At 40.9% G+C, this 21,899-nt stretch carries 13 protein-coding genes; 5 read left to right on the top strand and 8 right to left on the bottom strand.

The window, feature by feature from the left end:
- Window positions 1-4: 4 nt before the first annotated feature.
- The 4 genes from Q0954_RS05735 to cas6 all read right to left on the bottom strand — a co-directional run bounded on the left by Q0954_RS05735 (window position 5) and on the right by cas6 (window position 10,033).
- Entirely contained in the window at window positions 5-1,486 is a 1,482-nt protein-coding gene (locus Q0954_RS05735; RefSeq protein WP_299454805.1) for a sigma-54 dependent transcriptional regulator, read from the bottom strand.
- A 95-nt stretch (window positions 1,487-1,581) separates the two neighbouring features.
- Window positions 1,582-2,706 (bottom strand): hybrid sensor histidine kinase/response regulator, encoded by a 1,125-nt coding sequence (locus Q0954_RS05730; RefSeq protein ID WP_299454803.1) that lies wholly within the window; start codon window positions 2,704-2,706, stop codon window positions 1,582-1,584.
- A gap of 16 nt (window positions 2,707-2,722) precedes the next feature.
- Entirely contained in the window at window positions 2,723-9,031 is a 6,309-nt protein-coding gene (locus Q0954_RS05725) for a PAS domain-containing protein (RefSeq protein ID WP_299454801.1), read from the bottom strand.
- Between the two features lie 216 nt (window positions 9,032-9,247).
- Window positions 9,248-10,033 (bottom strand): CRISPR-associated endoribonuclease Cas6, encoded by a 786-nt coding sequence (cas6, locus tag Q0954_RS05720; RefSeq protein WP_299454799.1) that lies wholly within the window; start codon window positions 10,031-10,033, stop codon window positions 9,248-9,250.
- Window positions 10,034-10,426: 393 nt separating this feature from the next.
- Here cas6 and Q0954_RS05715 point away from each other — a divergent pair, with 393 nt between their 5' ends.
- Window positions 10,427-11,569 carry a SpoIIE family protein phosphatase gene (locus Q0954_RS05715; RefSeq protein WP_299454797.1) on the top strand — a complete coding sequence of 381 codons (1,143 nt, stop codon included), beginning with the start codon at window positions 10,427-10,429 and terminating at the stop codon, window positions 11,567-11,569.
- A gap of 10 nt (window positions 11,570-11,579) precedes the next feature.
- Here Q0954_RS05715 and Q0954_RS05710 read toward each other — a convergent pair whose 3' ends face one another.
- Window positions 11,580-14,384 (bottom strand): CHAT domain-containing protein, encoded by a 2,805-nt coding sequence (locus Q0954_RS05710; protein WP_299454794.1) that lies wholly within the window; start codon window positions 14,382-14,384, stop codon window positions 11,580-11,582.
- Between the two features lie 109 nt (window positions 14,385-14,493).
- On the opposite strand from Q0954_RS05710, the gene Q0954_RS05705 reads away from it, so the two are divergent.
- The 4 genes from Q0954_RS05705 to Q0954_RS05690 all read left to right on the top strand — a co-directional run bounded on the left by Q0954_RS05705 (window position 14,494) and on the right by Q0954_RS05690 (window position 18,956).
- Complete coding sequence (locus Q0954_RS05705) at window positions 14,494-14,889, top strand: hypothetical protein (protein ID WP_299454791.1); 396 nt, start codon at window positions 14,494-14,496, stop codon at window positions 14,887-14,889.
- Between the two features lie 24 nt (window positions 14,890-14,913).
- Window positions 14,914-15,315 carry a cupin domain-containing protein gene (locus Q0954_RS05700; protein ID WP_299454788.1) on the top strand — a complete coding sequence of 134 codons (402 nt, stop codon included), beginning with the start codon at window positions 14,914-14,916 and terminating at the stop codon, window positions 15,313-15,315.
- Window positions 15,316-15,516: 201 nt separating this feature from the next.
- Entirely contained in the window at window positions 15,517-16,077 is a 561-nt protein-coding gene (gene xrtK, locus Q0954_RS05695) for an exosortase K (RefSeq protein ID WP_299454786.1), read from the top strand.
- Complete coding sequence (locus Q0954_RS05690; protein WP_299454784.1) at window positions 16,074-18,956, top strand: MSEP-CTERM sorting domain-containing protein; 2,883 nt, start codon at window positions 16,074-16,076, stop codon at window positions 18,954-18,956. Before xrtK ends, Q0954_RS05690 begins: the two co-directional genes overlap by 4 nt.
- Before the next feature lie 292 nt (window positions 18,957-19,248).
- Here Q0954_RS05690 and Q0954_RS05685 read toward each other — a convergent pair whose 3' ends face one another.
- The 3 genes from Q0954_RS05685 to Q0954_RS05675 form a co-directional block, all read right to left on the bottom strand.
- Window positions 19,249-19,641, bottom strand: a complete 393-nt coding sequence (locus Q0954_RS05685; RefSeq protein WP_299454782.1) for a DUF1987 domain-containing protein — start codon at window positions 19,639-19,641, stop codon at window positions 19,249-19,251.
- A gap of 239 nt (window positions 19,642-19,880) precedes the next feature.
- A complete protein-coding gene (locus Q0954_RS05680; protein ID WP_299454780.1) occupies window positions 19,881-20,837 on the bottom strand; it encodes a hypothetical protein in 957 nt (318 codons plus the stop codon).
- Entirely contained in the window at window positions 20,834-21,898 is a 1,065-nt protein-coding gene (locus Q0954_RS05675; protein WP_299454777.1) for a cytochrome c peroxidase, read from the bottom strand. Before Q0954_RS05675 ends, Q0954_RS05680 begins: the two co-directional genes overlap by 4 nt.
- Window position 21,899 lies beyond the last annotated feature (1 nt).

Raw genomic sequence — 21,899 nt, 5'->3', positions numbered from 1 at the left:
TAAATTAGTTTTTATACCGAATACCCAGCTTTTCCATACGCGAACGCAAGGTGGTGGGCTTGATGTCGAGAATCTTAGCAGCGCCCTTTTCTCCGCTTATTTGTCCTTTAGTCATTTTGAGCACTTCATTAATCAACGCTTTTTCTGACTCTACCAAAGTGAGCGTCTTTTTGGGTTTGCGGGCTCCGTTTACGTTAAACCAATTGCCTACCTCAAGTTTGCCGCTTTGACTAATAATGACGGCTCGCTCAATGATGTTTTCAAGTTCGCGAATATTACCTGGCCAGTCATAACTGGTCAATTTATCGGCGGTACGCTTAGGTATAGATTTGATAGTTTTACCGATTTTTTTTCCGTATTTCTGGGCAAAAAATGAGGCCAACAAGGTTACATCTTCTTTACGCTCACGCAGTGGTGGCACATTGATCGGAAACACGTTCAAACGATAGTACAAATCTGAACGAAACGTCCCTTTTTCTACTTCTTTCTCCAAGTCGCGGTTAGTAGCCGCAATAATGCGCACATCTACTTTGGTGGTGCGTGGGTTGCCCAGGCGTTCAAACTCTCCCTCTTGCAATACCCTTAAAAGTTTAGATTGTAATTCGAGCGGAAGCTCGCCTATTTCATCCAAAAAGATACTACCCTTATCGGCTAGTTCGAAACGTCCTATTTTTCTGGCAATGGCACCAGTAAAAGCCCCCTTTTCGTGTCCAAACAATTCGCTTTCTATCAGGTTGGCGGGCAACGATGCGCAGTTTACTTTTACCAGCGTTTTTTCGCGGCGCTGGCTGTTATTGTGCACTGCCCTTGCCAATAATTCTTTTCCGGTACCAGTTTCACCCAAAATAAGCACAGTAGCATCAGAGGGCGCCACTTGTTCTATTTGTTGCAATACCAGCCTAAAGTCATCGCTTTGGGTTACAATTTCTTCAAAGTTGTTGTTTACCCTTATTTCTTGCTTTAGATACAAGTTTTCTTGCTGAAGTTGGTCTTGCAATTCTTGCACCTCCTGTAGTGCTTGCTTAAGTTCCGAAGTACGTTCATTTACCTTGTGCTCCAGGTTTTGGTTGGCGTCTTCCAGAGATTTTTGCAGCTTACGAATGGTCAAGTGTGCCGATACTCTGGAAAGTACCTCTTTATGTTGGATAGGCTTGGTTACATAGTCTACTGCCCCCATACTAAAAGCTTTTACTTTGTTTTCGGTATCCGACAAGGCAGTCATAAAAATGATAGGGATGTCTTTGGTACTGTCGTCTTCTTTTAAGCGGCGACAAGTCTCAAACCCATCAATACCAGGCATCATTACATCTAGTAAAATGAGGTCGGGCTTGACAAAAGCTACCTGTTCGATGGCACTTTCTCCATCTTCGGCTACCAATGTTTTATACCCTTCCTGGCTTAGGTGTTCTACCATTAGTTTTATATTGGCTGGTGTATCGTCTACCACCAATATTTTACCTTTCTTTGTAGTTTTATCTTCTTGCATTTTAACAAATCAACTCATTAATTGTGGTTCAGAGATTATTTCTATCAGTTGCTCAAACGATGATTGATAGTTTACGTATGTGTACGTTTTCACCCTTACTTTATATCTTTCTTATAAGGCAACATAATAGTTACCTCAGTAAATTTATCTAGTTTACTGTCAATATATATTTTCCCTTTCATTTTATCAATAGCTTTTTTTGCTACATACAGCCCCAAACCGTTTCCCTGCGACTGTTCGTTGGCTCGAAAATACATATTTAACACTGTGGCAAGGTATTTTTCATCAATTCCAAGTCCATTGTCTTTTACTACAATTTTTAAGCTATTTTTTTCCAGTGTAATACTTACCTCTATACACGGGGCTTGGTCTTGGGCAAACACTACTGAGTTCTCTATCACGTTGAATAAAATTACCTCTAAAAAAAAGGGGTGATAGTCTACTTCTTCGGGTAATGAGTGCGTAAACTTAAAGTTGATGGATTTTTTTTGTAAAAGCCTACTAAAACGTTTTTTTATTTTCGCTATGATCCGTTCTATGTTCATGGGTTTGGTCACTTCGGCCGATGACTGGTTGATTTCGCTCACCATCTGAAGCTTCTTAAGCAAATGATCCATCTGCACTGCCGTGAGACCTACCTGAGCAAACAATTCACGTGCTTCATTGTCTGCCAGGGTAATATTTGCTATCTCCACCAAACCTAACAAGGTAGTGAGGGGGCGTCGTAAGTCATGTGATGACCGATACAAAAACCGGTCTAACTCTTCGTTTACTTCCTGCAACTTAAGTGTTCGCTCCCTTATTCGGTCTTCGAGTGTAGCATTGGTTAGTTTTAGTTCTTTTTGAAGGCTTTCCATCTTCAAATGAGTTTTGATTCTTGCCAGTACCTCCTCTTGCTGAAAAGGCTTGGTAATGTAGTCTACTGCTCCTAATTGAAACCCTTTTACTTTATCAACTGTTTCGTTCAATGCAGACATAAATATGATGGGTATATCGGCAGTTTCTTTGTTTGCCTTCAGTGAGGTACAAGTTTCAAACCCGTTCAACCCTGGCATCATGATGTCCATCAGTATAAGGTCTGGCTTCATAAAACCTACTTGCTCAATGGCACTTTCGCCGTCTTCAGCCACAAGCATTTTATAGCCTTGGTCTCGCAAATAGCTCAAGATAACTCCTATATTGGCAGGGGTATCATCCACAATCAAAATTTTACCTTTCATGGTACTTTTACCAGAGTTATTCATCAGTTTTTAAATGAGACTTTATAAACTGCCGTATCAACTTCATCTTGTACTCACGCGCAAAAGTACGTATTTTTGCCACAAACGGCACAAAGCCCTCGTCTTGCTCCTCTAGTCCAGTCAACCGCTCCACCAGTGACTCTACATCACCAATAAGCGCCAGTTTATATATTTGTTGTAACACTTCCTGACTAGGAAATATCATTTCTTTGTTTTGCGGTACCACTTTGGCACTATTGTTTGTTACCACCTCCAGGGCTTGTTCATATACCCATTCTATTGCCAGGTGCCTTGCCAGGGTGGTCAACATTTCGGCAATGTTTACAGGCTTGGGCACAAAATCGTTGCAACCCACTGCCACACTTTGGTCGCGGTCGTAGTCATATACACTTGCCGAGCAAGCAATGATTTTGATTCCCTTGAGGTTGGCATCTTCTCTAATAAGCTTTACCGCTTCAAAACCATCCATATTGGGCATGACCAAGTCCATAATCACACATTCAGGTTTGTACTCTCTGGTTTTATTTACAGCATCTTCTCCATCTATGGCTTCGTATACTTCAAAACCCAGTGGACTGAGCATATTGTTCAAAACCATTCGGTTTTCTTCTCGATCGTCTACTACCAACAACTTAATAGTATCGCCTTGGTAACCCACAATATTTCTCTCTTCTTGTGGTGGCTGGGGCAACTCGCTATTGGTTACGGGCATGTCTATAGTGAGCCTAAACAAACTTCCTTTGCCCAAGGTGCTTTCTACTTGAATAGAGCCATCCATGAGTTTTACCAAACGGTTACAGATTGCCAGTCCCAGCCCTGTACCTTCTGCCTGGTGGCGGCTACCTCGTACCTGATGAAAAGGCTCAAATATTTTGGCAATAGTGTCTTTGGGTATTCCAGTACCCGTATCTTCTACCTCGAATACAAAAATATGGTGTAATACTTTGGTTGGATGTGGGGTATGGGTAATCCTAAAAGCCACTCCTCCTTCATCGGTAAACTTAATGGCATTGCTCAACAAGTTGAATAATATTTGCCGGATGCGCTTTTCATCACCATTTACAAAATAAGGTAACTGAGCCGGGCTCTCGAAACGGTAGTCTATATTTTTGTTTTCGGCCCATACCCTGGTAATGCTTACTACATTTTTTACAAAATCGGCAAAATTGAAATCATTGTTTTCCAGCTCTAGTTTGCCTGATTCTATTTTTGACAAATGTAAGATATCATTGATCAACAACAACAGTTGTTCTCCACTGCGTTCTATGATCTGCAAACCGTCGCGTTGGGGTGGGGTAATATTTTTTTCTTTTTTAAGAATTTGAGCGTATCCCAAAATCCCGTTTAATGGTGTACGCAAGTCATGACTCATACTTGCCAAAAACACACTTTTTGCCTGGCTTGCTGCTTCTGCTGCAGCTTTGGCGCTTTGCAAATCTTCTTCATAACGTTTACGCTCATCTATATTGGTCATCGTACCAATGGTGCGAATGGCCTTACCCACCTGACTAAATTCTACGGCTTTGCCCCGGTCTAAAAACCACTTATACTCACCGTCTTTGCACTGCATACGATATTCGATGGAGTAAAACGGGAAGTTAAGTTCTTTGTATTGATCAAAAGCAGCAATCACTTTTTCTTTGTCTTCATGGTGCAAGAGTTTGCGCCACACCTGTCCGTTTACATCAAACTCGTCAGGCTCAAAGCCTAACATACGGTAGTAGTTGCTACTGGCAAAGGTTCGATCTTCGAGCATGTCTATATCATACAAGCCATCACGAGTAGCTTCCAATGCATATTGCAAACGGGCTTCGCTTTCGCGTAAAGCCTCTTCAGCGTGCTTTTTCTCATGAATATTGATCAATGATCCAGCTACTTTAGACGGGTTGCCATATTCATCGCGTGCTACAATGCCGCTTTCTCTAAACCAATGATATTCGCCATTGCCCATGAGCATTCTATACTCTACAAAATACGGTTGAATCCAATCAGGATTATTAATGTAAGTTTCAAAACGCTGAATTACTTCCTGGCGTTCTTCAGGGTGAATTTTATTGTGCCAGGCAGTCAGGTCAATGTGGTTATCGGGTGAGGTAATGCCTAGTATGTTTAACATTTTGGGCGACACCCAAGCCACTGCCTCTTTGCCCAGCTTTTTGTTTTGGGGCACAAATATTTCCCAGAGTCCCTCCCCTATTCCTTGGTGAATAAGCTCAAAGCGGCTGTGGGCTTCGTTCAACTCTTGCTGCTTTCGCTCTAGTGCTACATTAGTTTTATTGAGCTGCTCTACGTTTTGTCTGAGTTCTTCTTCTTGTGCCTTGAGGGTTTCTGCGTTTTCTTGCGACTCTTGCAACAACAAGCTTAACTGGTGGTTAGACTCCCTCAGTTCTTTGGTACGCTGGGTTACCTGACGTTCCAGGTCATTTTTCAAGGCAATGAGTTCTTCTTGAGCATTTTTACGGTCAGTAATATCAGCAATGAAGCCTTCAATCATAGGCTCTTTTACATCACCAGGTTGCCCCGTTAAACGCCCCTTTTCCCACAACCATTTGATCTGCCCATCTACCATTACTGGGTACTCTACCTCAAACGGGCGGTTTTCTTTGAGCGCGGTTTGGGCTTCTTCCCATAGGATGGTCTTGTGCTCTGGTAATATAATGTCGTTAAACTTCCGTTTACCTTCGATAAACTCTTCTGGGGTAATGCCTGTTAATGCGGTACTACCTTCACTCACAAATACCATCGGTCTTTCCTGGTTGTTGTGGCAACGATACACCATTCCAGGCAGGTTCGACATCAGAGTAGATAATTGCCGTTCGCTTTCGCGTAAACTTTGGGTAGCCTGTTTCAACTCCGAAATATCAGAAATGATACCGATCATTCGTTCAGGGCGACCTTGCTCATCTCTGGCTACAGTTTTACCCTTGGCAAAAAACCATTTATAGGTACCTTTCTTGGCGCGCATTCTATATTCTAAACTATAGTCGGGGGTTTCGGCAGTTAAATAACGTTGTTGGGTATTCAGTACATTCTGAACATCGTCGGGGTGAATAAGCGACACCCAGTTTTCGTGGGTAGCCTCAAACTCATTGGGGCGATAACCCAATAAGTGGTAATACTGAAAACTATTGTATTTATTGTTTTTGGTATCCCAATCCCACAAACCTTGTTTAGCAGCATTCATTGCCAGTTTGAGTGTTTCTTCACTATCGCGCAAAGCGTATAAAGCTTTGTTACGATCGGTTACATCTACTCCTACACCCCAATGTGCCCAACCTGCTATAGGATAGTGCTTAGAGTTTTGAGTCCAGGATATAATTTTTTCGGTGCCATCTTTACAGATAATTGCCACCTCCCAGTTCTTAAAATCTCCTTTGCGTACTAACCATTGCCTGTATACTTTTTTACGGTATTTGTCGTCAGGAATCAACATTTGAAACACACGGCGGTTGCCAGTAATTTCTTGCGATGAATACCCTGTAATTCGCTCACACTCAGCGTTCCACATCACAAAATTGAGCTTTTCGTCCAAAGCGTTAATCATTACTGGCACATTTTGCACCGTCATTTTCATTTGCTCCTCACTGCGTCGCAACAGCTCATCGGTGTGTTTCCTTTCGGTAATGTCATTGATAATACCTACCATTCGTATAGGAATACCCAAGCGGTTTTTCTGTACGATTTGCCCTTTGGAAGCCACCCACTTATAGCTACCGTCTTTGCACCTGATCCTGAGTTCTACCTCATATTTAGGAATTTCCTCGTCTAGGTACCTTTGCTGAAAATTAGCCACTTTTGGGCGGTCATCAGGGTGTACATGTGACAACCACTGGTCGTAGTCGGGCTTAAATGGAATAGGGGGATTTTCGTAATATTGATACCCCAAAATGCGGTAAAAATCAGGGCTGAGGTAATTTTCATTGGCACGAATGTCCCAATCCCATAAACCTTGGTGAGCGGCTTCAATGGCAAGTTTCAAACGGGTTTCGCTTTCCTTCAGTGCTGCCTTGGCAATGCGATTTTTGGTAATATCACGGCTAATGATCAACAAGTGGGTACAGTCGCCCTGTTCATTGATAATGGGAGTGAGGCGGTTTTCTCTAAATAACACTTTGCCCCCATCCAGGTCCAGCCTGTCGGTAAACAACACTTCTTGTTTTTTCTTAAGTACTCTTTTTACCCGTTGAATCTCGCGGTGTAATTTGTCATCGTCCTGATAAAAAGCCCTTTTATAATATTCGTCTATTTTAACGCCTATAAGTTCAGCTGGAGTAATTACCTCGCCTCTAAACGCAAACATTTCGATGACGTGTTGATTGGTAGACTCCAGTACTGGCATCCCTTCTTCCTCTACCTTAAACAAAGTCATTAGTTCGTGGGTATTGTTATAAATCAGCTTAAGCTGCGCCTCACTTTTTTGGGCTTGCTCTTTGGTTTGTCTCAGGTTATGGTACGCCAGTCGTTTTTCATAAGCATTAGAAATAATATTGGCAATGGTTTTTATGAGCTCTATTTCGTTTTCGCTCCAGTTGCGTTTGATCAAACACTCGTCAAAACCAATCAACCCAAAATGCTTGCCCTGTACATACAATGGTGCCACCAACAACGATTTTACTCCTTGTGCTTTCAACGATTTTTGTACTGCTTCGGAGCCTTCAGTATCAGCATCGGTGATAATAAAAATACCTGATTCTTCTATCACTTTTTTGTAATAGGGAACCCTGGCATAGATCAAAGTCCGGAATTTATGTTGACGGCTCTCGATACCTTTGCGACACCACTCAAAGGTATTAAGGCTTTTTTCTCCATCACTTTCATCTTCGTAAATAGATACCCGGCTTACGTTGGTGTGTCCACCCAACAGGTGCAACACTTCTCTGACCTGTTCGTCGAAACTATCCAGGGAGTTAAAAATAGATGATATTTCGGAGAGTGTAGTTTGACGTAGTAAGTTATTTACAAGTTGCTCGTTCGACTGAGTAAGCTCAAGAGTTCGCTCGTCTACCAGCTCTTCCAAGTGATCACGGTGTTGGTTGAGCTCAGTAATCGTAATCATCAGGATTTCTTTTTGAGAACGTAGTTCTTCGTTTTGTAGCTCAAATTTTTCTTGCTTGACCCTTAGCGCATTCGTTTGGTTAATCAGTTCTTGATTAATGGTGTTTTTTTGGCGATTGCTTCTTACGAGAAAGAGCCCCAAAATGACCACTATAGAAATGAATATAATCCCCCCTCCTATAATAAACCTGTTGAGTTCTACTTTTTGCCTTAGCAAGCTATTTTCGGTAGTTGTTTTCTTGATTTCATACTGTGACTTCAAGCTGGCAATGCGTACTCTGGCATCGGAGTCTCTTATTTTATGTTCCATTGCCCTTACCTTAAGCTGGTAGTTATACGCTTGTTTAAAGTCACCTTTGGCTTTGTACAAATTGGCCATTTCTTCATAACTGGCAAGCACCCGCTCTTTTGCCTTCATTTCGTGCCCCAGTTTCAACGCCCTTGAGATGTGGTCAACTGCCTTATCGTAATTTTTGAGCAAAATTAACACCTTGCCAATATCATTATTTGCGTCGGTTTCAAGGTCTTGGTTTTTAAGCTCTTTGGCTAGTTCTAGTTCCTTATAGAGCAGTTCCAATGCCCTTTCGTTGTCATTCAATAAGGTATAGAGGTAAGCCAACCTGCCCAACGAGCGTGCTTCGCTTTCTTTATAGCCAATTTTTCGGGCTACCTTCAGGCTTTTGTTCAATAACTCTTTTGCCCTGCCATTGTTATTGCTATGAATGGCAATCTGCCCTTGGTTGCTCAATATGTTGGCTATTCCCTTTTGATCGTTCAAATCTTGAAAAATCACCAATGCATCGTCATAATGTCGGTCTGCCTCTTTATACTTACCTTGTCGCCGCAATACATTTCCCATATTACGGGAACTTTCGGCTGCTTCGAGCAAATGTTTGTTCTCGACAAAAAGGTCGTGTGCTTTGAGAAAATACTCATAAGCCTGCTGATAATTGCTAATGGCAAAAAAGTAATGTCCAATGTTGGCGTAACTACTCGCTACCCCATAACTATCGTTCATTCTCAGCGAAATTTCCAAGGCTTTTTGAGCATATTCTTCTGTCTTGATGGGTGCCGAAGAGTGGCGTAGTAAATAAGCCAAATGGTTGAGTGCTCTAATTTTTTGTTTGCCCTGCAGTTTAGGCAATAGCTTCCGCAGGCTATCTTCTCCGGCAACTTGAGCAAATAGCAAATGATTGAAAAAAAATAAAGCAATAATGGTTATTCTTACAAATATCTTATACTTGCGCATTGCAAAAAATTTGAATACAGGAATTGGTAGCGTTGGTTTGTCAATAATATTTACAAACTATTGTTTGTCTGTTGCTTAAAATTTATAAAGCAATGGTACTATGACAAACCGTTGCTATACCTCAAGATAATTTTTTATACATTCTTATTCAAAGAAAAACTTTCAGAATATAGAAAAAATTAAACTCTAAATAAAATCCTGTGCTTTTTTTGCACCTCAATACACGGTTTCGCAAGCTCCAAAGCCTAACTTATTTTTCTCACCAAAACCAGTAAGCAATCCCAGTTCTATGATTTCTTTGGGAGCAGTAAGTCTAAACTCATACATAAAGCCTCTGATACGCGCCTCGTTGGTGGTATGTGCTTTTACTGTAATGAGTCTTGACTTTATCTTTTTGTAATGGTTTACCTCAAACTCTATCCTTTGGTGTGTTGAACTTTCAGGGGTTTGGTTAGTTTCCTGCAATACTTTTACATACTTGCCAAGCAATGCTTGTAAAAAAAGGTTTTCGTACTCAGGGTGGTCAGGAGGCAGGTAGTCTACATTGCCTCGGTTATTGAGTTTGCTGATCAACAATGGAGACAAAGTTTTAAACGATACCGTAGAGCTTGGCATACGCAAAGGCAAAGGCTCTACATTTTCTACAGTAAAGCATGCCTGAGAAAACTTGTCGCCCAGATACATTTGTCTGTCCAAAAATAAATCTTTGATAAACCGTTCGGCTGAAGGGTCTAAATAAAATGATAGAATAAAAGAGATTTTTGGGCTGATGACCTGCAAACGATCGGCAAATATTTCGCGTCGTGGCACGTATAAATTTGAAAATGAAAACCATTGAAAGTTTTTCCTACGGGTAGGGAGTTTGTGTTGCTTCAAAAAGCGCTGGTATTTGGTATTGGCATCTTTGCAAATACCCAAAATACACGAAGATAGCTCATACTGATAATTAATTGGAATGACAGTATACGCATCGGTAGTTTTGAGGGTGATTTTGTATCTCATAACTATTTTGGTTGATTAAAAAGGATGCTAAAGTTGGGCTATATAGGAATAATAACTATGCTGACACATAAAAGCCCCTATTGACCCAAGAATTTAACTGATGGCAAAATACAATTTTTTTATCACTTTTTTAAATGATTTTATGAGATGTGTTACATTATCTTGACTAGTAGTGTTTGGTTATGGGTATTTTTATCAAAAAATCGGTGTTCGTATCAGGTCAGGCAACCCTTAACTTTTTCATACACAAATGTTTAATTTGTCATCAGGATGATTTAGGAATGAACAAAAACTAAAATGAAATACTCCTGGTATTTGTTTTAAAAAGTGTGACTATTTCGTTAGATTTATCTATACCTATTGTATGTCTACAAAAGAGCAAACGATCACTTTATGTTGTTGAATATTGTATTGGTACTCATTGCGGGACTTTTGGTTGTGATTGCTGTACTTCAGCGAAATACGATCTGTACACAGAAGGAGGAAATAACACATCTTCAGTCTCAAATGCAACATCAGGAAGAGCAATTAACCCAACAAAAAAAAGCGTATTTAAAGGGATTGAAGGCGCTTGAAGTAGCTCAAAAAAACCGGGATGAACAACAACAAGCACTAGAGTTTAATAATCAGAAAATGCAAGCAAATGAACAGGTGCTCATCAAAGCATACAACCAACTGAAAGCAAGCCAAGAAGAAATAAAGTACCAAAAAACAATGCTCGAAGAAACGTTTGAAGAACTTAAAATAAAAAATAACCGCCTCACCGACAGCATCATGTATGCCAAGCGTATTCAACAAGCTATTCTTCCCAATTACATCGAAATCAAGAAATCTTTTACTGACGCTTTTATCATTTTTTTGCCCAAAGATGTGGTATCAGGCGACTTTTATTGGTTTACTCAAATAGGCAATAAAACATTTATTGCTACAGTCGACTGCACGGGGCACGGTGTACCCGGAGCCTTTATGAGTATCATAGGGCACACTTTGCTCAATCAGATTGTGCGTGAAAAAGAAATATTTGAACCCAGTGAGATTCTTGAAACCCTGGATGCCGATATTTATACAGCGTTGCGTCAACAAAAGTCTAAAAGCATAGATGGCATGGACTTGAGTTTGTGTTGTGTAGAAACACCTATGGGGTCTACCCGGCTCAAACAAGCCAACGACAAGGTCAAAGTAGTATTTTGCGGAGCCAAGTCTACCCTTTATTACAGCCAAGTGGGTCAGGTATTGAAAATAAAGGGTAACCGCCGCTCTTTGGGAGGGTGGCTCAAGCGTAGCAAGTACCCGTTTACCAACCACGAAATACACTTGCCCAAAGGAGAAATGCTTTACCTTACTACCGATGGCTATACTGATGCTGCCAACCCACGACGCAGACATTTTGGCACTACTAAGCTGGTAAAACTGATGGCTCAAATACAAACACTTCCGTTGTATAAACAAAAGCAGTATTTTGAAAAAATGCTCCAAAAACACCAAAAAGGCACCGAACAACGCGACGACATTACCATTGTGGGCATTAGGGTCTAATCAAGCCAGCCTATTTCATCTTGCTCATCATGGTAAAACCTGCCCACCATTTAGGCCAGGCTGTTTTGGGGTCTTGCAACATCGACAACTTGGCAAGCCGCAATGCTTCACGATAGGTTTTGCTTTGATTGAGCAGCTTGTAAAAGCGAATCATCAATTCAGCTGCATCCTTGTCGTTTACCGACCATAGGGTATAAATAATATGAGGCACCCCCAGGTATACAAATCCTCTGGTGATGGCCAGTATTCCCTCACCTTTTACATTGCGCCCGGCTCCTCCCTGGCAACTGCTCAAGACTACCATGTCAGCTTTGAACTTAAGGTTAAATATTTCTTCCAGCGACAATTCACCATCGTTTGCCTGGGCTGAGTCAATGACCTTGTCAGGATAAAAAGCCAGAATGGGGGTGTCATCGTCCAGCATTCCGTGGGTGGCAAAGTGCACAAAACGGTAATATCCTGTCAGGTTTTTGATCATTCGTTCCGACACTTGCTCGCCTGTATATATTTTGCTGGTTCTTTTTAAGCTTGTAAACAACCGATGGATGTTTTCCACTTCGGTTTTGGTATAGGGCAAAGCGCTCAGGTTGCGTCTAAAAATGCCGCTTGTTGCGTATTTGGTCTGAAAAACCGGCGCAAAACCCATAAATTCCTGGGTGTGAGTTGCTTTACGCCTTTGCTGTTTTAGCAAGGCAAGGCTTGCCGATGGATACAAGGTAACCCCCCACCTTCGGATCAGGTAAGGGTATTGGTGTTGTTTGCCATTGGGTGGGTGGGGCTTGGTAATAAATGCCTCAAAGGGCAAATTACTCAACAAGCCATCTGGCACAATCAATAAATGTTTTTTAGAAGAGATATGCTTTTCGATGGGTTGAATAAATTGTTTAAAAAAACGATGCCCCCGCTCCAGGTAATTGTCATCCGAGCCTCCTTTAATGTTGTAAAACCATTTTTTTATTTCTGCTTCGGTCTTTTTACGGTTGGCTGCCTGCTGCTTCACCCAAAAACCATCTTTGGTAATGACAAAACTATACAATTGTTTGTCGGTAAGCACATACTCTATCAGTGCCGTTTTTTCGTCTAAACGTTTCTGTACATCGGCTACAGTAGCTATATAAGTATTGTGTTTAAGGTCGTAATAGTCAGGGTAGCGTTGCTCAAGCCCTCGCAACAAATCGTCATACTTTCGCCTTAAGTCAAATATGCGGTTTTCAAACGATTGTTTTTGCACACTGTCTTTTTTGTTGAGTGCTTTTTTTACTTGAAAACGGTTCAACTGGCGTTGATAATACAAAATAGACCCATTCAACTTACGCTCCTGGTTGAGCACTGCTTCGGGAATATTGCTCTTGATGCGGGCTGAGGCATCGGTAGCCAACTTACGCAATACGCTCGACTTACCCTTTTCGGCAAAGTAGAAGGCTTTCTTGAGGTAAGGGTTGTATTTGTTGCCAGTGGCAGTCCCATTACCTGTTTGGCTTTTATTCTCTTTTGGGTTGCCTACTTGTTGAGTAGCGTCATACTGGCTTAGTTTCCAGCATAGTTGCAGAGCATTGTCGTACAAGGAGGCAACTTTAGAGGTAAGGCGTAAACCATCACTCTTGCGGGAAAGATTTTCGCTCATTTTATCGGCTAATTGATCAGCTAGTTCATAGGTTTTATAGGCTTGTTCTAGGTTATTTTTGCTGCGAGAAACTTTTTCTAGCGTAACCGACTTTTCAGTGAAGCTTGTTAATAAAGTACTATTACTATATACTTGATCACTGCTCGTTGGCAAAGCATATACATTGGCTGTATCATTGAATGCATGATGGTTAGATACCAATGCCTTTTGATAAAACTTGAGTGCTTTACCATATTTTTTTTGCTTATGATACAGCTCCCCCAATTTATTATATAGTCCCGCAACAAAAGGATGTTTTTTACCCAGCCGACTTATACGTAGCTTTAAGGCTTTATTATAATTTTCTAAGGCGAGGTCATACAATCCCATTTCACTATATGTATCACCTATATTCATATAACTTACAGCAACCAAGGTAGAACTGACCCCTGCTTCTTCAACTGACTTTTTCAATGCTTTTTGCAAATACTTTAGGGCAAGGTCATATTCTTTTTTTCTTTGATAGAGGTTTCCTAAATTACCCAAAGGGTACCTTTTAAACCTTGAAAAGCGACCCGGAAGCTGTGCATATATGTTCAAAGCTTTTTTATAACAATTAAGAGCTTTATCATAGTTTTTAACTTGCTGATATGAGATTCCTAATGCATTGTAGGCATGGGCAGTTTGAACGTGGGTAAACCCAAAAATTTCTTTGCGTAAGTTTAGATACTTGATACGATAATCCAACGCAGTATAAACAGCTTTTTTCGCCGCATATAATATAGCTACTCTTGAAAATATTGTAGCCACCTTGTTTAAAACCGACTTTTGCAATGAGTCAGGAATAGAAACCAAACAAATGGGGTAATACCTTAACCCCTCAAGTAATAACTCCAGCCCATAATTATATTGATAGGTTTGTTGCGCATAAAAACCTAGCAAATATAAGTTGTCAAAATAAGAGACATAATCGTTTAAAGCTTTTACATGCTCATTGCCTTTGACCAAGTAATGAAGCGCACTGTCTAACATTTTCTGTTTGGCAAACTGAGTATGTTTTGCATTATAATAGACTAACTCTTGTCTATTTACCTCCTGAATTATGCCCCACTGTTTGACTTGTGGAAAGGCGTTTCCTACAATAATAAAGCATAGTATCAGCGATATAACACATATTTTATTCAATACTTTTAAATTCGTAGATTCACACATCTTGATTTATGAATTTTCTGTTCTGTATCAATGATAAAACTTGCTTTTCAGAGATTATCCTTCTAATTTTATTAATAGCCTTATATTGTCAATATAAACACTTGAAAATATGGAGATAAATACTACTACTCTCAATTTTGAATACGGCATTGCCTCAGAGCTTGCACCTAACCAACTACTGACCACTGAAGACGAAGCCTGTTTTGTCGAAATCAAACAAATACTCGAAAAACACCGCGCACTCAACCGCTTTGGTGTCACTTTGCTTGACAATGAAAAACTACCTGAAGGTACCACGCGTTTAGAGACCAACTCTATCACAGAGCGTACATTAATTACCCAAATAGTAGACCAAGCCACTGTTGGTAATGACAAGATACAAACCAATTGGACTCTAAATACTACTAAGGCAATAGCAAGTTGTGCCACAGCGTGTAGTCCTGCACAAGGCTCCCGGAAGCATGGAGGAACATCTGAACACCAAAGCGGAGGCCAAGCTCAATAAAATAATACACGACAAATCATCTTAATGAAGCTAAAGTTACTCTTATTTACAACCCTTTGCTTTGCCCAATTGGGCTATAGCCAAAACCTGGTGCAGCTTGCCAAACTTAAGCCCACAGGAGCTTATGAAAATGTAAAGGTGCAAAAAATTTATTCCAATAAACATACCTCAAGCTTTGTTATTTGGATAAAAAAAGGCGTAAAAGCCCATAAACACCTAAAACACACCGAGCAGGTGTACATTCTTGCCGGAAAAGCTACGATGCAGTTGAATAATAAAACCTTTGAAGTTAAAAAAGGCGATTGGATAGCCATACCCGAAGGCAGTGTACACGCTGTCACAGTAACTTCTCGAAAACCTTTACAGGTGCTTTCGATACAATCGCCTGAGTTTTTGGGCAAAGATCGTGTGTTTGTCAAAGAATAAAATAAGTACTATACTACTCTTTAGTTGCCCAACTTTAGGCAATGTTGTATACTTCAACCAGTTACCAAACTACCACTCAATAATTGGTTTCGCCTCTCTCTGATTATTTCCACTCAAGTCATTTAATTTCACAACTTTTTGGGCTTTAGTTGCGTTATTCAGGCATATCTATTTACTTTGCATTTCAAAGTACTTTATAAAATGGGCAAGAAAATCAAAAATGGGCTTATACTTGGAGTGATGGGGCTAGTGGCATTTACGCTCAAAAAGTTTTACCAAACTGCCGAAGTTACTGATTTATACTGGATACTTGCCCCCACTAAAGTGGCCGTTCACAGCTTCACAGGTCTAGAGTTTAGCTATGATGCCAGCCAGGGTTACATCAATCAGGCACATCAGTTTGTCATTGCCAAGAGTTGTGCGGGGGTTAACTTTCTCATTATTGCGTTTTGCACTTCGGTTTTTGGGTTTACGCCAAAAATAAAGGGCAGCCACTGGCAATGGCTTTCGCTGCCAGTGTTTTTGGTCATTGCTTACCTGCTTACTGTGGCAGTCAATGCCTTTCGCATTGTCAATGCTTTGTTATTGAAAGACGCCTACACTGCCATACTTCCGGCTAACCGCTTGCATGCTATAGAGGGTGCTATAGTATACCTGGCATTTTTGCTGATATATTACCTCTTGTTGCACTATTGCTTTACAATTTATAAAAACAGACAATCGCTTACATCTTCTGGCTTACCAAACAATGTTACTCTATGAAAAACCTTATCAAACCTTACTGGATTTTACTTACTGTTACCCTACCCCAGCTGATTCTGTTTGGGTTGTATAGCAGCAGTTTTAATATCATCAAGAGCTTACTTTCACCCCAAAACCTGTATTACTGGAAAGCCTACGGGCTAATCTTGGGTAGTACTTGGGCATTGGCTACCTTATACAGTATTTGGGCAACCATTCGCAAAAAAAATATCAACGCGTACTTTAGCTTCATTGCGTTGAGCTTTTATGTGCCTATCCTTTATTTCTTTTTAACCGATCAACACAAAATTATTCCAGACAATGTACCCGGCTGGATGTTGAGCACCAGTGATTTACCACTGTATGTCCTGACTTTTCTGATGCCCGCCATTTTTCATAGTGTGCTTAGGCTAGTGGTGTTTTTTACACCCGGCAATACCCAACATCCCAACTGGTGGAACTTTGGGTTGGTCGTGGCTATTCCGGTCAGTTGGTACTTGCTATTTACCATTGTTTTGCCTGCTATTAACCAAGGGGGCATCAACAAACCTTTGTTTCAGCATATCACGCTATTGATTTTTGCCTGTAGCACTGTGGTGTTCTTTTTCTTTTTGATTAGGGGGATTTATAGCGTAAGTATTACCCGAAGAAGCTTCTTAAGTGGTCAATATCAACTGCTTTGGCAAATACCGGTGTTTGTCATCTTTCCGGTGGCAGGTTTGTACCTTAACCAAGACCTGGGAATGATATTTGGAAATTTTGCGGAACCCGTTTTTTATGGATTGGCGATGGCCAATGGCTTGCTGATGTTAATCCCGGAAAAAAAGATTGGTAATGATGTCATTCGCCTGGCATTATTTACTGCCCGTAGCATTACTTTTAGCTATATCCTCTATTTCTTTTGGGTGTTTTTGCCTTTGTTGCCTTTTTCTATCATCGCCATCATTATTATAGGGGCTGGTTTTTTAATGCTTACTCCAGTGCTCATCACCATTCTTCAGGCCAATACACTTCGCTTGAGTTTTATTCACCTATCGGCAAGGTTTTCTCCTGCTATAGTGATTGTTTGTTTGCTCGGTGGGCTGACAGTATTACCCTTGTGGGTAACCCAAAGCTATCGCCAAGACAGGAAACAGTTGCACGAAGCACTGGCACTGGTGTATGCTCCCAATATTAGCGAAAGCGCCCACCAACTGACGAATATCAACCCAAACAGAATAAAACGGGTATTGGAAAGTGTGTACAAAAACAAGGGGAGGACTAGTCAAAATGGTTTTGGTTTTGGCTTCGATGCCAAACAAAAGCCTTATTTGAGCACTTTTTATAAATACATAGTGCTGGACAACCTCACGCTGAGCAATAAAAAAATACGTGCGCTGCATAAAATATTTTTGGGTAACAATGTCAAACAAAGTTACCCTACACGTAGTCGCCGTTTTGTAGTGGGTCCTTCACATAGCGACCAAGTAACCATAGATTCGGTACAGGTAAAGTCAAGCTTTGATGCTACGCATCAATATTGGCGCACTTGGGTACATTTAGATATTCAAAACGCCACCAAGCGTCAACAAGAGTATAGAACAAAGTTTACCCTGCCTGCGGGTACCTGGATCAGCAACTATTACCTGATGATGGAAGGGCGCAAAGAATATGGAATACTTGCCGAAAAAAAGGCGGCAATGTGGGTATACAACAATATTGTGAGTCGTAGACGTGACCCTGGGCTATTGCATTATACTGAGGGCAACCAAGTGAGCTTTAAGGTTTTTCCTTTTGCTCCTGAGCAAACCCGCAAAACCGGGATCGAGTTTGTTCATAAAGAACCAGTACAATTAACCATTGGCAAACATACCCTTACGCTGGGAGATAGCAGCCAACAAAAAAAACTTACCCAGGCAATATCTACTCACCAAGGCGTTTACATTTCGGCACTAACCAAACAACAAGCTCCTGCAAAGGTACTAAAGCCTTACTTGCACTTTGTGGTAGATTTGAGCCACCAAGCTGCCAATAAAAAGGCCATGTATGTGCAACGTATTCGGGAATACCTCAAAAAACATCCGCAGTATAAAAAAGGGGCAAAAATCACTTTTGGTAACTTTGCTTACAAAAGTGTTGCGCTGAACAAGCAAAGTAAGTGGGAACAACAATTGCGTAATTTTCCAGCACAAGGGGGCTTTTTTATAGAGAGCATGTTCAAGCGTTTGTTTGTACAGCCCGCGCCCAAAGACACTTATCCAGTAGTAGTAGTGGTATCTGACCATCTCGATAAAGCCATATTTGAGCACGCAATGGCTGATTTTACCAACCAGTTGCAGGGAAGTCAATATTTTTATGCGCTCAAACCAGACCACACCCTGAGCAGTTATTCACTGCTACACGCTCCCTTAAAGAAGGTAAAAGCCAACGTTGCCATACCAGCGAACAAAAAGATGCGGGAAATTAACACCCTAGCGGGAAAGCTTTTGGTAGCTGACAATGACCAGGCCTCTTTTTATGCCTTGCAAAAAAAAGTAAAGGGTGTACCCCAAATAAGCAAAAATGCCTGGAACAATGGAGCTGAGTTATGGAGTTTTTGGCAATATTACCTGCTATACCCCAACGATCGTCCACAGTATAAGGCATTCGTTCATAGAAATAACATCATTAAGGGAAGTTTTCAAGCGCATCTGATGACTCCGGTTACTTCGTTTATTGCAGTGGAAAATGAAGCTCAAAAGGCAGCTCTTAAGGCTAAACAAGAGCAAATTCTGAAGGGTAATCATCTGCTTGATGCTGGTGAAGAGCTACAGGCAATGTCGGAGCCTGAACTATGGTGGCTATTGGGTATATTGGGAGTGTTTTTTGGCTGGAAACAATGGCAACGCAAGCAAAAAATGCAAAGTGGACTCCACCAGTAACTTGTTACTGATCACAAAATAAGGAGGCTTTAACTTGCGAGTAAGGGGAGTTGAAGAATAAATATACTAAGATGAAAGTGATTACCTGCGGTGAGCTCGTCACAGCAAGCTGCCCCGATGAGTCGGGATTTATAAATAGACTCGGTTTTAGGATTTACAGGATTAACTGAAGCAGAGCTCAGCACAGCAAAGCTGTAGCTTCGGTTGATTAATGTTGGTATTCAGGCAATTAGTCAAAATCCATCCTCAAAACCATTTTTGTTTAAGTACAAAAGTAAGGCGTTGTCAATTATTAAGCAGCGGCTTGTATTGGTAGCACTTTAAAATAGAGGTTGCAAAAACTAGATTTCAAAAAATGGGCATCGCTGATCATTTCGCTGTCGTCTTGGCTGGCAAACCAGTTGATGGTAACCTCTACTCCTATGCTTGACTGGTACCGCTCCAGAATGGTGAGTAGCTCGCACAACGGAGAATAAGTAGAAGTATTGAAGTAGCTGAACTGAATATTTAAGGTAATAGGGAGACGGTTTGTAGGAAGGTAATTGCGCAACCACTGTAAAACGGGTTCATAAAACTCGTTGGGTAACACGCTGTAAGACTCCCCTGAAATCTCAAAAATATTGTTGTTTGTGTCAAAACACACAAAGGGAGTATCTTTGCCCGATTTTATTATTAAACTGTCCATAATGTGTAAAGTTAAGGATCTTAGTAATGTTACTTATAACTACCTCCTTTCACTTTAAACTGTTCATAATACTCGACAAACTATCCATTTTCTTCGGTAAAGCGTTAGGTAAATTTCAAATTTTGTTTATGTAAATCCCCTAGTACTTCCTGAATACTGTCATTGAAAAAACACCTCACTAAAGATACAAATGAAGCAATTGCTCAAGTGCTCTCTTTTAGTCAGGTGCTTTTTAGTATTTATTTTTTTGGCGTTTTCTTCTTGCGCTTTTTCAGCGAAAAATTGTACAACAAACCTACACTGAAACGGTTTTGCGCCGAAATATTGGATAACTGATCGGTGTTGAAGTTTTGCACCCAAGGCATTTGATACATAAAGTTTACACTTAGGTTATTGCGAAACACCTGCAAACCTACGGTACCAAACAGTGAGCTGCCTCCAGTATTAAGTTGTTCAATGGTTTCATTGGTATGCTTTTCGGCTTGCTCATAATAAACACCCGCAAAAGGCAAAAAGGCCACTTGTGGGGTTTCAAGCCATTGGAATACATACGCGCTGGTATTGAACTGATTGCCAAAACGGTAACCTTCGCTATTTTTTGTATTCATTTTGTACCCCGACTCGATATTTACCCCTGTTTTCTTGTAACGCAATGTATAATTCATTGACAGTAAGTAATCAAGGCTACCTGATCCTAGCTGAAAGTTTGGGTTAATAATTAATCCATCGTCTAATTTTTGGTATTCGCCTACCGGCATTTTCAATCCTCCACCCAACGATAAAGAGTGTTGCCAAAAAGATACGCCACTGTTGGCAGTGTTAAACAAGTTATAGTACAACAACACCATAGGGTCGCCCATTCCGGCACTTTGTACCTGTTGATGGCTACCGTTCATGTCGTTCATCAGGTAAGGCACAATAAAGTTTACCTGAAGGCGGCGCGATATGCTATATCTTCCCATAAGGTCTACCCGACGATAAATGTCTTCTGAAGATTCATTGGCAATGTACTGATTGTTACCATAAGTAACCGAAGCCTTAAAAGCTGCCTGGCTGTAACGCAAGCCTATAAAATGGGTGGTGTGCATAGGCAAAATACCAAAGTATACACCTCCTAACCTACAGCCACATACATCACATGCTTGACTTGACAAGGCAAAACTGGCAAGTATTATAATTAAAACTATCTTTTTCATTCTTCATTTCTATTTTGAAACCGCTCGTCTGAACGAAAATCATTGTCAGTAAGTGTGCGTAGAAAAACGATAATTTTTCGTTGCTCTTCGCTTGTCAAAGCAATACCCAACCGCCCATTACGCTGTAACGAAGCATCAAGTGTTGCAGAAGGTTGTACCCCTTCGGCATAATGTTTCAATACTTCTTCCAAAGTTCTAAACTTTGCGTTGTGCATGTACGGTGCCGTTAATGCCACATTTCTTAAGCTAGGGACTCTAAATTTACCAATGTCTTCGGTTGCTTCAGAAATGCGCGCCCTGCCTTCGTCGCTAAAGGTGGTACTAATGCCATTATTTCTATAACTGAAGTCAGTAAATAATGCCCCAGTATGGCAACTGCCACACTTGGCTTGAAACAAAGTCAACCCTGCTTGTTCGTCATCGCTCAACTGCTCCCCTTCGCCCCGTTGGTATTTATCATAACGGGAATTGGCCGACACCATCATTGTCATAAACTGCGACAACGCCTGCAACATATAAGGAGACGTAACTTTGTCTACCCCAAAAGCTTTTTTAAACAAAGCAGGGTATACTGTACTTTCATTCAGTTTTTTTACCACATTCTCTATCGTTTCATCCATTTCAAAGGCTGCTTCTATGGCATTGATAGGGACAAAATCTAAATGAGTAACTCCTCCATCCCAAAAAAACTCAGGCATAAACGCCAAATTTGCCAACGCAGGTGCATTTCGAATCCCTACCCTGTTTTCTACCCCAATGCTTAGCGGATGCTGTTGGGCATCGGCAAAGGCGGTAGACTGAATATGGCAGTTGTTGCACGATACACTTCCGTCTTTAGACAGTAACGGGTCAAAAAACAGCCTGCGCCCTAACAAAAAACCTTCTTTAGTCACGGGGTTGTTCTTAAAAGTATAGGTAGGTTCGGGAAAGTTTGCAGGTTTTACAAATACATAGGTATTGTCAGGGGCTTCGCGTTGTTTTTGGCACCCCACCAACAATACAAAAATGCATACCCAACACAAGGTAGGGTATGCTTGGTATAATTTATAATTCAATGGCATT

Origin of the sequence: uncultured Microscilla sp., assembly GCF_947493425.1 — a bacterium.
Classification (GTDB): Bacteria; Bacteroidota; Bacteroidia; order Cytophagales; family Microscillaceae; genus Microscilla.
Note: the sequence above shows the minus strand (reverse complement) of the source record. Positions and strands in the feature narration are given on the sequence as shown.